At 72.8% G+C, this 12,129-nt stretch carries 13 protein-coding genes; 3 read left to right on the top strand and 10 right to left on the bottom strand.

The features are described 5' to 3' along the window. Nucleotides 1–17 precede the first annotated feature (17 nt). The gene (locus AB0E14_RS25845; RefSeq protein ID WP_362422657.1) at nucleotides 18–1,100 is read right to left on the bottom strand and encodes an NADH:flavin oxidoreductase/NADH oxidase; all 1,083 of its coding nucleotides are present in this window, start codon (nucleotides 1,098–1,100) and stop codon (nucleotides 18–20) included. A 132-nt stretch (nucleotides 1,101–1,232) separates the two neighbouring features. Between AB0E14_RS25845 and AB0E14_RS25840 the strand changes: the two genes are divergently transcribed. Then, nucleotides 1,233–1,583 (top strand): helix-turn-helix transcriptional regulator, encoded by a 351-nt coding sequence (locus AB0E14_RS25840; RefSeq protein WP_362422654.1) that lies wholly within the window; start codon nucleotides 1,233–1,235, stop codon nucleotides 1,581–1,583. Here AB0E14_RS25840 and AB0E14_RS25835 read toward each other — a convergent pair. After that, nucleotides 1,580–2,968: an FAD-dependent oxidoreductase gene (locus AB0E14_RS25835; RefSeq protein WP_362422651.1), complete on the bottom strand. Its 1,389-nt coding sequence runs from the start codon at nucleotides 2,966–2,968 to the stop codon at nucleotides 1,580–1,582. The genes AB0E14_RS25840 and AB0E14_RS25835 overlap by 4 nt on opposite strands. A gap of 113 nt (nucleotides 2,969–3,081) precedes the next feature. Further along, on the bottom strand, nucleotides 3,082–3,735 hold the full coding sequence (locus AB0E14_RS25830; RefSeq protein ID WP_362422648.1) for a DUF305 domain-containing protein: 654 nt from the start codon (nucleotides 3,733–3,735) through the stop codon (nucleotides 3,082–3,084). Nucleotides 3,736–3,929: 194 nt separating this feature from the next. Here AB0E14_RS25830 and AB0E14_RS25825 point away from each other — a divergent pair, with 194 nt between their 5' ends. Further along, nucleotides 3,930–5,483 (top strand): hypothetical protein, encoded by a 1,554-nt coding sequence (locus tag AB0E14_RS25825; RefSeq protein ID WP_362422645.1) that lies wholly within the window; start codon nucleotides 3,930–3,932, stop codon nucleotides 5,481–5,483. On the opposite strand, the gene AB0E14_RS25820 is transcribed toward AB0E14_RS25825, so the two are convergent. The 4 genes from AB0E14_RS25820 to AB0E14_RS25805 all read right to left on the bottom strand — a co-directional run bounded on the left by AB0E14_RS25820 (nucleotide 5,435) and on the right by AB0E14_RS25805 (nucleotide 8,620). Beyond that, nucleotides 5,435–6,142: a helix-turn-helix domain-containing protein gene (locus tag AB0E14_RS25820; RefSeq protein ID WP_362422642.1), complete on the bottom strand. Its 708-nt coding sequence runs from the start codon at nucleotides 6,140–6,142 to the stop codon at nucleotides 5,435–5,437. The two genes, AB0E14_RS25825 and AB0E14_RS25820, sit on opposite strands and share 49 nt — an antisense overlap. Nucleotides 6,143–6,271: 129 nt before the next feature. Then, on the bottom strand, nucleotides 6,272–6,958 hold the full coding sequence (locus AB0E14_RS25815) for a phosphatase PAP2 family protein (protein ID WP_362422639.1): 687 nt from the start codon (nucleotides 6,956–6,958) through the stop codon (nucleotides 6,272–6,274). A gap of 65 nt (nucleotides 6,959–7,023) precedes the next feature. Next, a complete protein-coding gene (locus AB0E14_RS25810; protein ID WP_362422636.1) occupies nucleotides 7,024–7,959 on the bottom strand; it encodes a M56 family metallopeptidase in 936 nt (311 codons plus the stop codon). A gap of 100 nt (nucleotides 7,960–8,059) precedes the next feature. Beyond that, nucleotides 8,060–8,620, bottom strand: coding sequence for a DUF5134 domain-containing protein (locus AB0E14_RS25805; protein WP_362422633.1), 561 nt, complete (start codon nucleotides 8,618–8,620; stop codon nucleotides 8,060–8,062). 147 nt (nucleotides 8,621–8,767) lie between these two features. Here AB0E14_RS25805 and AB0E14_RS25800 point away from each other — a divergent pair, with 147 nt between their 5' ends. Further along, nucleotides 8,768–9,319 carry a GNAT family N-acetyltransferase gene (locus AB0E14_RS25800; protein WP_362422630.1) on the top strand — a complete coding sequence of 184 codons (552 nt, stop codon included), beginning with the start codon at nucleotides 8,768–8,770 and terminating at the stop codon, nucleotides 9,317–9,319. 21 nt (nucleotides 9,320–9,340) lie between these two features. On the opposite strand, the gene AB0E14_RS25795 is transcribed toward AB0E14_RS25800, so the two are convergent. The 3 genes from AB0E14_RS25795 to AB0E14_RS25785 form a co-directional block, all read right to left on the bottom strand. Continuing rightward, nucleotides 9,341–10,024 carry a glycerophosphodiester phosphodiesterase family protein gene (locus tag AB0E14_RS25795; RefSeq protein ID WP_362422627.1) on the bottom strand — a complete coding sequence of 228 codons (684 nt, stop codon included), beginning with the start codon at nucleotides 10,022–10,024 and terminating at the stop codon, nucleotides 9,341–9,343. Between the two features lie 145 nt (nucleotides 10,025–10,169). Then, nucleotides 10,170–10,841, bottom strand: coding sequence for a response regulator transcription factor (locus AB0E14_RS25790; RefSeq protein WP_362422623.1), 672 nt, complete (start codon nucleotides 10,839–10,841; stop codon nucleotides 10,170–10,172). After that, nucleotides 10,838–12,031 carry a sensor histidine kinase gene (locus tag AB0E14_RS25785; protein ID WP_362422620.1) on the bottom strand — a complete coding sequence of 398 codons (1,194 nt, stop codon included), beginning with the start codon at nucleotides 12,029–12,031 and terminating at the stop codon, nucleotides 10,838–10,840. The genes AB0E14_RS25790 and AB0E14_RS25785 overlap by 4 nt, the downstream gene beginning before the upstream one ends. Between the last annotated feature and the right edge of the window lie 98 nt (nucleotides 12,032–12,129).

Genomic DNA, 12,129 nt, shown 5'->3' with positions numbered 1-12,129 from the left:
CCCAGGCCGGCCGGGCCTCAGATCGCCCAGGCGTACGGGACGGGCGCGTGGGCCACGGCGCCCAGCTCGCGCGCCGCGCGGCGGGCCCAGGACGCGTCGCGGAGCAGCTCCCGGCCGAGCAGGACGGCGTCCGCCTCGCCGTTGGCGACGATCTTCTCCGCCTGCCCGCTCTCCGTGATGAGGCCGACCGCGGCGACCGGCAGCCCGGTCTCTGCCTTCACCCGGGCGGCGAACGGCACCTGGTAGCCCGGGCCGACGGGGATGTCGGCCGGGCCTCCGTTGCCGCCGCTGGAGACGTCCAGGAGATCGACGCCGTGCTCGCGCAGCAGGCGCGCGAAGCGGACCGTGTCGTCGGCGGTCCAGCCCGCGTCCTCCAGCCAGTCGGTGGCCGAGATCTTGAAGAAGACCGGCAGTTCCTCGGGCCACGCGCCCCGGATGGCGTCCACGACGTCGAGGGCGAGGCGGGTGCGGTTCTCGAAGGAGCCGCCGTGGGCGTCGGTGCGACGGTTGGCGTACGGGGAGAGGAAGCTGCTGATCAGATAGCCGTGGGCGCCGTGCACCTCGACGACCTCGAAGCCGGCGCCGCGTGCGCGTCGCGCCGCCTCGGCGAACTGGCCGGGGATCTCGGCGATCTGCTCGGCCGTCAGCTCCGTCGGCACGGGGTGGTCCTCGGAGAACGGGACGGGGCTCGGCCCGACCGGCTGCCAGCCGTGCTCGCCGGGGCCGACCGGCCCGCGGCCCTCCCAGGGGCGCTTGGTCGACGCCTTGCGGCCGCCGTGGCCGAGCTGGATGCCCGGCACCGTCCCGTGCTCCTTGAGGAACCGGGCGATCCGGCTCAGCGCCCGCGCCTGGGTGTCGTTCCAGATGCCCAGGTCGGCGGGGCTGATCCGGCCCTCGGGGGAGACGGCCGTCGCCTCGACGAGGATCAGGCCCGTTCCGCCGGTGGCGCGGGCGGCGTAGTGGGCGAAGTGCCAGTCGTTCGGCACGCCGGCGTCCGGACCGGAGGGCTCCGCCGAGTACTGGTCCATGGGGGCCATCCACACCCGGTTCGGGATGGTCAGCGACCGCAGGGTGTAGGGCTCGAACAGGGCGACGCTCATGACGGACTCCTCTGGCGGGGGCCTTGCTGGTGGCCTCCCGGGGGTACTCGTACGATAGCTGTCGTAGTACGGCAGCTGTCAAACTACGAGGATTATCGTACAATGGGGGCTTCCGGATGAAGTGGAGCCGCCGTGACGACCGCGACCAAGCCCCGGGTCCTGGACCACCCCGCGCGGGACGAGATACGCCTGGAGGCGGTGCTGCACGCGCTCTCGGACGCGGTACGGCTGCGGATCGTCAGCGACCTGGCACGGGCCGAGGGTGCGGAGCTGAGCTGCTCGTTCTTCGAACTCCCGGTGACCAAGTCGACGCGCACGCACCACTTCCGGGTACTGCGCGAGAGCGGCGTCATCGAGCAGGTCTACCGGGGCACGGCCAAGCTGAACGCCCTGCGCCGAGCCGACCTCGACACCCTCTTCCCCGGCCTCCTCGACAGCGTCCTGACCGCCGCCGACGCCCAGACGACCCGCGAAGCCGACTAGGGCCTGTCCGGCGGGCCCCAAGCCCCGTCCTCGCCCGCCGCCGCGCGGAGTCCCGCCCAGTCGGGGATCTTGACCCGGCCGCGGCCCAGCGAGCGGCCCAGGGCGGATTCCGCGCGTTCGATGGAGAGCCAGCCCCGCCAGGCGACCGGGTCGTGGCCCAGGTCGCGCAGCGCGTCGAGCGGGTCGTCCGTGAGCCGGCGGTCCGTCAGGGCGGACGCGTCCGCGAGGAGCGAGGCCACGGTCCCCTTCGCGCAGGGCCGGTTGGTGCCGATGACGCCCGTCGGCCCGCGCTTGATCCAGCCGGCCACGTACTCGCCGAGCGACGGGACGCCGTCGCGCAGCACCCGCCCCGCCTCGTTCGGGACCGTCCCGCGGGCCTCGTCGAAGGGTAGCCCGGCCAGCGGGACGCCCTTGTATCCGACGGCCCGCAGCACCAGTTGGGCCTCGATCTCCTCGAACTCCCCGGTGCCCCGCACCCCGCCCGCGCCGTCCGGCACGGTCCGTTCGAAGCGGACCGCGGCCACCCGCCCGTCCTCGCCGAGCAGCTCCACCGGCCGCAGGAAGAACCGCAGACGGATCCCGCGCGGCGCGTCGGACTCCGCGCCGTCGGCCGCCCAGCCACGGACGACCTCCACGTTCCGCCGGTTCACCGCCGGCAGCCCGGCGGGGTCGGTGTACGCGGGGTCCAGGGCCAGATCCGCCGGATCGACCCGGACCCGCGCGCCGGGCAGCCCGCCCAGCTCCCGCAGCTCCTTCGTCGTGAACTTCGCCTGCCCCGGGCCCCGTCGGCCCACCATGTGCACCTCGCGCACCCGGCTCGCCTCCAGCGCCCGCAGGGCGCCCTCGGGCACGTCCGTCAGCCGCAGTTCGTCCGCCCCGCGCGCCAGGATCCGGGTGACGTCCACCGCCACGTTGCCGACCCCGATCACGACCGCCGAGCGGCCGTCCAGACCCGTCCCGGATCCGGCGAAGCCGTCGGTCACCGCGTCGGGGTGCGCGCTGTACCAGGAGACGAAGTCCGTCGCGGACCAGCTCCCCGCCAGGTCCTCGCCGGGCACCCCGAGCCGGCGGTCCCGCGCCGCGCCCACGCAGTACACGACCGCGTGGTACAGCTCCAGGAGCCGTGCCGGGGTCAGCCCGCGCGCGCCGACCTCCACGTCCCCGACGAAGGAGATCCGCTCGTCCTCGAGGACCGCCCGCAGGTTCTGCTGGAGCGATTTGATCTTCTCGTGGTCGGGCGCGACCCCGTAGCGGACCAGGCCGTAGGGGCACGGCAACCGGTCCAGGACGTCGACCCGCACCCCGGGCACCACCGACTGCTGGACCAGCGACTGGGCCGTGTAGACCCCGCTGGGCCCGGAACCGACGACAGCGACTCGAAGCACGTCCGTACTCCTTCCCGCCGCGGGAATGCCCGCCGAGAGGCTTCCAGCATCCCACCGGAAGCCCCCGGAGGGGAGGTGCGCGACGCCACCGAGCGCCGCCGCGAGCCGCCGCCCTACATCGACCGCATCCGGTTGATCTCGGCCGACTGCTGCGCGATCACGTCGCTGGCCATCTCCTCCACCAGCACGTTGTTCCCGCTGCCCAGCACCTCGGCGGCCATCGTCACCGCGCCCTCGTGGTGGGTGATCATCAACTTCAGGAACAGCTCGTCGAAGGCGGCGCCCTTCGCCTTCCTCAGCTGCGCGAGCTGCGCCTCGGTCGCCATCCCCGGCATCGTGTGGTGGTCGTGGCCGCCCTGGTCGCGCGGCCCGCCGTTGTTCTTCAGCCAGCCCTCCATCGCGCCGATCTCCGGCTGCTGGGCCGCCGTGATCCGCTCCGCCAACTTCTTGACCTGCGCCGACGAGGCCCGCTCCGGGACGAGCGCGGTCATCGTCAGGGCCTGTCGGTGGTGCACGATCATCATCTGCGCGTAGGTGAAGTCCGCCGCGTTGGGCTTGTCGTCGGGCAGCAGTTTGGACGCCTCGGCGGGGGATATCCGGCGCGCCGGCTCGCCCGGCTTCCCCGGAGCCACGACCGCGGGCTCCGTGGCCCCCTTGCCCTGCGGAGTGCCCCCGCCGGACTCCGAGTCGCAGGAGGCCAGGGCCAGTACGGCGACGGCGCTCAGCGCCAGGGCGACGGCTCCGCGGGCGATGCGGCGGTTCGACAAGACGACCTCCAGAGGTGGTTCCGGGCGGACAGGGCCGGGCTGGTCCGGGCACCGTTCCTAGCACGCTTCCACGGGCCGTTGATCAAAAACCTTCATTACATGTGTGTTGCCATCTGTTGAGATGTGCACGCTAAGGACGATACTGCCGGGGGCCATGAACCGTTCAACTTCGAACGGACACAAGGGAGGACGGAGTGACTTCGTTGCGTACGACGCGCCTCACGCGTACCCCGCGCGCTCGGATCAGAGGTCTGGGCGTGGCGACCGCCGCGGCCGGACTGCTGGTCAGCCTGCTCGCAGCCGGCCCCGCGGCCGCCACGCCCGACCCGGGTGACAGCACCGCGCGGTCCACGGTCTCCTCGGAACAGGCGGCCGAAGCGCGATCCGCCATCCAGAGCGGCGAGATACCCGGTGTGGACGAGATCGTCCACAGCGCCAACATCAAGCACCTCGTCAACATCCCCAAGGACGCTCTCCTGGGGACCAACTCCGACCTCGCGTTCCAGGGCAAGTACGCCTTCGCGGGCAACTACGACGGCTTCCGGATCTTCGACATCAGCAACCCGAGCGCCCCGAAGACGGTCGCCCAGGTCCTGTGTCCCGGATCGCAGAACGACATCTCCGTCTCCGGCAACCTCCTCTTCCTGTCCACCGACTCCTCCCGCAGCGACAACTCCTGTGCCAGCGTCAGCCAGCCGGCCACGGAGAAGTCCTCCTGGGAGGGCATGAAGATCTTCGACATCAGCGACATCCGCAACCCGAAGTACGTCGCGGCCGTCGAGACCGCGTGCGGCTCGCACACCCACACGCTGGTGCCCAAGAAGAAGGACGTGTACGTCTACGTCTCGTCCTACTCGCCCAACTCCACCTTCCCCGACTGCCAGCCGCCGCACGACGGCATCACGGTCATCAAGGTGCCGCGCAAGGCGCCCCAGAAGTCCGCGATCGTCTCCTTCCCCGTCCTGTTCCCCGGTGAGGGACCGGACGGCGGCGGCAACCCGGGCGGCCCGACCAACCCGGGCGTCTCCAAGACCACCGGCTGCCACGACATCACCGTGCTGCCCGGCAAGGACCTCGCGGCCGGCGCCTGCATGGGCGACGGCATCATCTTCGACATCGAGGACCCGGAGCGCCCGAAGGTCATCGACCAGGTCCAGGACAACGTCAACTTCGCGTTCTGGCACTCCGCGACCTTCAACCAGAAGGCCAACAAGGTCGTCTTCACCGACGAGCTCGGCGGCGGCGGCGCGGCCACCTGCAACGCGGCCGTCGGCCCGAACCGCGGTGCCAACGGCATCTACGACATCGTCGGCAAGGGCAAGAAGAGCAAGCTCGTCTTCCGCAGCTACTACAAGATCCCGCGCCACCAGGCCGACACCGAGAACTGCGTCGCCCACAACGGCTCGCTGATCCCGGTCAAGGGCAAGGACCTCATGGTCCAGGCCTGGTACCAGGGCGGTGTCTCCGTCTGGGACTTCACCGACTCCAGCAAGCCCAAGGAGATCGCCTACTTCGAGCGCGGCCCGATCGCCACGGACCGTCTCGTCGGCGGCGGCTCCTGGTCGGCGTACTACTACAACGGCTACATCTACTCGAACGACCTGGTCAAGGGCTTCGACGTGCTGAGGCTCGACGACCGCCGCACGGACGCGGCGAAGAAGATCCGGATGGACGAGCTCAACGTCCAGACGCAGCCGGACTACTTCGACGACTTCGACGGCGGCTGGGGCGACTGGGACGACGACTGACGCGGCACCCGCTCCGGTGACACCGAAGCGACCGAAGCGCTGAACGGCATGCCGTCGGGCGGACCTCCGTCCGGCGGCATGCCCTGCTCCCAGTCGAGGCCGTACCGCTGGAACAGCTCCGCCCGCAGCCGTGCCACGGGCATCGGCGCCCCCGGCAGCAGCACCGCCACCACCGCGCCCATCAGCAGCGCCCGCAGCAGCGGATAGTCCGCGTCCACGTCCGCCGCGCCGTACCGGGTCACCGTGTCCCGCAGCAGGAACGCCAGGCGCTGCTGCTCAGGGCACTGCACGAACCCCTCGGCCTGCAGGATCCCCGCCATGTGCGTGCGCATCAGCACCGGGCGGTCCACGGCGAGCCCCAGGATCGCGTCGATGGCCCGCGCCATCCGCTCCCGCCCGTCCTCCGTGCGCGGCTCCCGCTCCAGCGCCTCCTCGAGGGTCAGGTGCATCAGCCGGTGCACCGCCGACTGCAGCAGCTGGCGTTTGCCGGGGAAGTAGTACGAGATCAGTCCGCGCGCCGAGCCCGCGCGCTCGGCGATGTCGCCCAGCGTCGTCGCCTCGTAGCCGCGCTCCGAGACGAGCTCGACGGTGGCTTGGAGCAGTCGCTCCCGAGAGCGTCGCCTGAGCTCTTCATTGACCGATGGGCTACGCGGGGACATGCTTGCCTCCTGCGTTGACTGGCTCGCAGCCAATATACTCAGCGCAGCCTGCTGTCGCGCCTTCATGGCTGGTCAGCGGGTTGGCCGTCTGTTCTGGGCGACGCGGGGGATCGTCCAGGACAGGCGGCTTCACGTCGTTTCTCCCATTCTGCTCCGGTCCGGGCCCGAAGAGGCCGGTCGCCCGGTTCTCCGGCCCTGGCCGCCGTAGCGGCGGTACGTGATGATCGCCACAGCCACCACGGACCAGCCGAGCAGCCAGCCCGCGACGACGTCCGTCGGCCAGTGCACGCCCAGGTAGAGCCGGGTCCACCCGGCGCCGGCCACGGAGACCACGGCCGCCACCGCGAGCACGCTCCAGCCGCGCCAGGTGTCCCGCCAGTGCAGGGCGGCCACCCAGAGCAGCAGCCCGCAGCCCACCGTCGCCGTCAGGGCGTGTCCCGAGGGGAAGGCCGCGTAGTGCGCCGAATCGACCGGATCCGGCCACACGGGCCGCTCCCTGCCGACCGCCGCCTTGAGCGCCTGCTGCACCCCCGCGGCCACCAGGAGCGTGCCCACGAGCCAGAGAGCGAGCCGCCGCTCGCGCCGCCACCACAGCGCCAGCGCCGCGACGGCCACCAGCACACGCATCGTCCACGGATCCCAGACCCAGTCGCTCAGGACGCGGTTGACCCCGGTGAACCCGGGCTCGGCGACGGCGCTGCGGTGCAGCGACTCGGCGACCGACCGGTCGAGCGAGAGCAGCGGCGACCACCCCACCCCCACCAGTACGAGCAGCACCACGAGCAGAGCGGCGGAGACCACGGCGGAGGAGCGCATACGTCGATCTTCCCCGACCCGGGACCCCACGCGGCGCCGCGCCCCCCTCGCGGGCGCGCTCCGGACTATCCCAGCGCCCGCAGCGCGGGGACGAAGGCCACCAGGACGGGCACCACCGGGACCAGCGCGGCGGCGGCCGTCAGCCGCAGCCGACGCACCGGCGTCAGCCGGGGAGCGGCCGTGAGGAGCCGGTTCACCCGCCGGGGGAGGTCCGCGCCGGAGGTCGTGCCGGGGCCGAACACCCCACGCTCCTCGTTGAGTTCGACAAGCGCCAGGGCGATCGTCAGCCGCCCGAACCGCCGCGAGGCGACATCGTCGGCGGCCAGCTCCACCAGCCGGTGCATCTGGTCGCGGAAGGCCGCGAAGACCGGGATGCCGGGGAACCCGTTCGCCAGCGCGCCCGAGCAGTGCAACAGCCAGTCGTGGCGCGCCCGCGCGTGTCCCTGCTCGTGGGCGAGGACGGCGTCGAGCTGGCGGCCCTTCAGCCGGCGCAGCGCCGCCGTCGTGATGACCAGCTGGGGCGTGCTGCCCGGCAGCCACCAGGCGTCCGGCCGCTCGCCCTCCAGGACCACCAGGGGCTCGCTGCCCGGCTCCTCGCCCGGCAACAGCGGGGAACGGACCAGCAGTTCGCAGCGCCGCCGCCGGCGGCGGGCCCGCGCGCCGCGGATCTCCCGGGTCAGCATCGCGCAGGTCCACAGGCCGCCGCAGGCGAGGACCACGGCCAGCGCCGCCGACCAGGGCTGGTGCGCGCCCAGTTCGTACGCCTCGATCACCTGGCGCGGCGCGGGGGCGAAGACCTGGCCGCGCACCACGTGCCAGGCGGCGGCCGCGCTGAACGTCATCGACAGCGCGAAGCACAGGAGGACGGCCGCCACCACGCACTGCCACATCCAGAGCGCCACCACGGGCTCGCGTTCCGCCCAGTCGGACCGCGAGAGCAGTCGTGGGGCCACGACGGCGGTCAGGACGCCGAGCGCGAGCAACGCGAGGGAGACCAACATGGCGTCAGCCTATGAGCCCGTGCTACGTCTGGGTAACGGCCCGGCGCGCCAAGTGACGTACGCCACGGTTTCACCGGACGCTCCGACACCCCGCGGCGGTTCAGAGCGTGACGAGCATCGCCAGCATCGCGAGGGCCATCGACAGCCGGCACACGAGCGTGAACTCGGGCCCCACGACCCACATCGGCGCCGGACCGCCCGCCGGTGCGGCCGACTGTCCCGGGACCGGGACGAGCCGCGCGCCCTGATGGAGCACGTACACCACGAAGTAGACGAGCAGCGCGCCCGTCACCAGCGGCAGGCCCCCACCGCCCCCGTGGCCGCCGTGCGCCCCGCCCTGGCCCGCCCCCGGCCACGCCATGTGCACCATCGCCAGCGAACCCACCAGGTGGTGCAGATGGTGGCCGCCGCGCCGGACCGAGCCGAGCGCGTGCAGGGCCGCGGCCCCGAACACCGCCGCGTACACCGCCCACGACCAGGCCGGCGGGGTCACGACCGTCGCGGGCAGCGCCATCGCCGCCATCCCGAACCCCATCACCGCCTCACCCACGGCCGTTCTGCGCTCCTCTCCCGCGCAGCGGCGCGCCCGCAGCAGGCAGTAGACCGCGCTCGCCCCGCACAGCGTCAGCAACAGCCAGGCCGTCACGGCCGGTCCGTGCACGCCACACCTCCCGTGGTCTCCCCTCCGAGGGGATGCCCGCGGCCGGACCCGCCTACGCGAGCGCACAGGTGTACGCGGGGGGAGCACGCCCCGAGCGCGTTAGGCTCGGGGGGATCGCCAGCGCCCCCGAGGGGAGACCCGTACAGCATGGACACCGCCACGCCCCAGGACACCGACCTGATCGCCTACCGCGACGCGGTCGAGGCCGACGTCCCGGTCCTCGTCCCCCTCGTCGAATCGGCGTACCGGGGCGATTCCAGCCGGGCCGGCTGGACCACCGAGGCGGACATCCTCCAGGGGCAGCGCACCGACGAGGAGGGCGTCCGCGCCGTCATCACCACGCCCGGCAGCCGGCTCCTGGTGGTGGAGCGCGGCGACGAGATCGTCGCCTGCTGCCAGCTCGAACACCGCGACGAGGCCGCCTACTTCGGCATGTTCGCCGTGCGTCCCGAGCTCCAGGGCGCGGGCCTCGGCCGCCGGATCATCGAGGAGGCGGAGCGCCGGGTCCGGGAGATGTGGGGCGTGACCGAGATGCACATGACCGTGATCTCGGTGCGCGAGGAGCTCATCGCCTGGTACGAGCGGCGCGGCTACCGCCGTACGGGCCGGATGACCCCGTTCCCGTACGGCGACGACCGCTTCGGTCTCCCGCAGCGGGACGACCTGCAGTTCGAGCTCTTGGTCAAGCCGCTGGCCTGAGTCCCGGGCAGGTGCCCCGGCTCAGGCCGTGAAGCGGCCGGTGCGGCGGATCTCCGGGTAGTCGGTCGTCGCGCCGTCCAGCTCGAGGGCACGGACGAGCCGCAGATGGTCCTGGGTGTTGACCACCCACCCGATCACCCGGAGCCCCTCCGCGTGGGCGTGCTCGACGGTCTCCAGGGTGAGGTTCCGGATGCTCAGGACGAGCGCCCCGGCGCCGACGGCCTTCGCCCGGTCCACGAGGTCCGGTCCCCACTCCTCGGCGACCAGCGCCGTACGGACGCCGGGGACCAGGCGCGCCACCTCGGCGAGGGCCTCGTCGTGGAACGAGAGCACCTCAACGCGGCCGACCAGGTCGCGCCGGACCATCACCTCGGCGAGCGCGCGGGCCGCCGCCGCGTCCTTGATCTCCGCCTGGAGCGGGGACCGCACCGCGTCCAGGACCTCCTCGAAGACCGGGACGTGCTCCCCGTCCCCCGCGTCGAGCTCCCGCAGCTCCGCGAGGGTCTTCTCGGCGATCGGGCCGCTGCCGTCGGTGGTCCGGCCGACGTCCGCGTCGTGCATGACGACGAGGGCGCCGTCCTTGCTCAGGTGCAGGTCCAGTTCGATGACGTCCATGCCGGCCCGTTCGGCGCGGACGAAGGAACGCAGGGTGTTCTCGGGCTCGACGCCCATGACTCCGCGGTGACCGATGGTGAGGAAACTCAAGATCTTCTCGCTTCCGTCGATGTCCGGGCCCGGGTCCCTCCGGGCTCCCGGTGCGGCTCGGGGCGCAGCCTAATGACTTCACCGGAAGAAGGAAGCGCATGCGCGCGGGGCGTCGGAAGCCACCCCTCCGACCGCACCCGCCCGGTCAGCGCGACGGCGACACCAGGCCCAGCTCGTAGGCGATGATGACGAGCTGGACCCGGTCACGGGCCGCCAGCTTGGTGAACAGCCGCCCCACGTGGGCCTTGGCCGTGGCGGGGCTGATGAAGAGCCGGCCGGCGATCTCCGCGTTGGACAGTCCGCTGCCGATCAGGGTGAGCACCTCCCGTTCGCGGTCGGTGATCCCCTCGACCGCTGTGGGCGGAGGCCCTGCACCGGGCGCGGGGCGGGCCGCGAAGTCCTGGATCAGCCGGCGGGTCACGCTCGGCGCGATCAGGGCGTCGCCCGCGGCGACCACACGGATGGCGGCGAGGATGTCGTCCAGGTCCATGTCCTTGACGAGGAACCCGCTCGCCCCCGCGCGCAGCGCGCCGTAGACGTACTCGTCGTCGTCGAAGGTGGTGAGGACGAGGACCCGTGCCGGGCTCGGTCCCGCCGTGATCAGCGCGGTCGCCTCGATGCCGTTCATCCCGGGCATCCGGATGTCCATGACCACCACGTCGGGCCGGAGCTCCTCGGCCAGTCGGACCGCCTGATCGCCTGTCTCCGCCTCTCCCACGATCTCGAGGCCGGCGCTGTCCGCGACGAGGACGCGCAGCCCGGCGCGCACCAGCGGCTGGTCGTCGACGAGCACCACACGGACGGCGGGCGCGTTCATCGCGCCTCCACGGGCACCGGCAGCCGGGCCGCCACCCGAAAGCCGCCGCCTGGCCGGGGCCCCGCGGCGAACCGGCCGTCCAGCAGGGCGGCCCGCTCGCGCATCCCGGTGATGCCGTAACCGGTGCCCGCGGCGGCGGGCCCGTGACCGCGGTCGGTGATCTCGATGGACAGTCCGGCCTCCTCGTAGTCGATGACCACCCGGCACTCGTCCGTGCCCGCGTGACGCACCACGTTCGTGATGGCCTCCTGGATGATGCGGAAGGCGGACAGTTCGACGTCCGCGGGCAGCGGACGGCGGTCTCCCCGCCACTCCACATCGGCCCGTACGCCGCCGTCCTCGGTGTGCGCGACCAGCCGGTCGACGTCCGCCAGGGTCGGCGCGGGGGCCAGCGGCGCGCCTTCGGGCGCGGTTGCGCGGAGCGCCCCCAGCATGCGGCGCAGTCCTGCCAGGGTGTCCCTGCTGGTGCTCTCGATGGCGGCCAGCGCGTTGCGGGCCTCGGCCGGCTGGGTGTCGATGACCCGGCGGCCCGTGCCGGCCTGAATGGCGATGATCCCGATGCTGTGCGCGACCATGTCGTGCAGCTCGCGGGCGATCCGCAGCCGCTCGGCGGTGACCGCCTGGGCCGCGCTCTGGGCCCGTACCGTCTCGGCGTGCACGCGGCGCTCCTGGACGAGATGGCCGGTCGTCCAGGCGAGGGCGAGCATCAGGACGAGGAACGCGGTGGTCGAGAGGAAGGCGTCCTGCCCGCCCCGGGGATGGGCGGCCACGGCGATCTGCACGGTGAGGGCGGAGCCCGCGGCGACGAGCGCGGTCCTGCGCCTCAGGGTGGCGGCGATCCAGCCCACGGCGACGTCCGTCACCAGCGCCTGCAGACAGCCGATCTGCCACGCCTGCCCCGGCGCCGTGAAGGGGAGGGCCGCGGCCAGGTTCGAGGCCGCCACCACCGTCGCGGCGAGCGAACCGGCCAGGATCAGCGCCAGGGCCGGCAGGGGGCGACTCCGCAACAGGGGAAGCGCCAGAACCGACAGGGCCGCCGGCAACAGGAGCCGTACGCCGGTGGGCTCACGCTCGTGGAACACCGCGAGGTACAGCAGGACCGGGTAGGCGAGCCCACCGCACCAGGCCAGGGCCTGCGCCGCGGCCGGTCGCATGCGCCACGAGCGGGCGGCGCGGGGGGAGTGGCTCATGGCGTGATCATAAGGACCGGCCGGGGCGCGGGCATCGGCCCGCGGGCTTACGCCTCGGGGCTACCCACGGATCCCGGGAACGTGGCCCGCGGGCCGAT

Origin of the sequence: Streptomyces sp. NPDC047981, assembly GCF_040653315.1 — a bacterium.
Lineage (GTDB): Bacteria > Actinomycetota > Actinomycetes > Streptomycetales > Streptomycetaceae > Streptomyces.
This window is presented reverse-complemented; position numbering and strand designations above follow the sequence as displayed.

Coding starts and splice junctions, on each gene's coding strand:
- AB0E14_RS25845 (WP_362422657.1), bottom strand. CDS start 1,100: ATGAGCGTCGCCCTGTTCGAGCCCTACACCCTGCGGTCGCTGACCATC.
- AB0E14_RS25820 (WP_362422642.1), bottom strand. CDS start 6,142: ATGTCCCCGCGTAGCCCATCGGTCAATGAAGAGCTCAGGCGACGCTCT.
- AB0E14_RS25815 (WP_362422639.1), bottom strand. CDS start 6,958: ATGCGCTCCTCCGCCGTGGTCTCCGCCGCTCTGCTCGTGGTGCTGCTC.
- AB0E14_RS25810 (WP_362422636.1), bottom strand. CDS start 7,959: ATGTTGGTCTCCCTCGCGTTGCTCGCGCTCGGCGTCCTGACCGCCGTC.
- AB0E14_RS25800 (WP_362422630.1), top strand. CDS start 8,768: ATGGACACCGCCACGCCCCAGGACACCGACCTGATCGCCTACCGCGAC.
- AB0E14_RS25790 (WP_362422623.1), bottom strand. CDS start 10,841: ATGAACGCGCCCGCCGTCCGTGTGGTGCTCGTCGACGACCAGCCGCTG.
- AB0E14_RS25785 (WP_362422620.1), bottom strand. CDS start 12,031: ATGAGCCACTCCCCCCGCGCCGCCCGCTCGTGGCGCATGCGACCGGCC.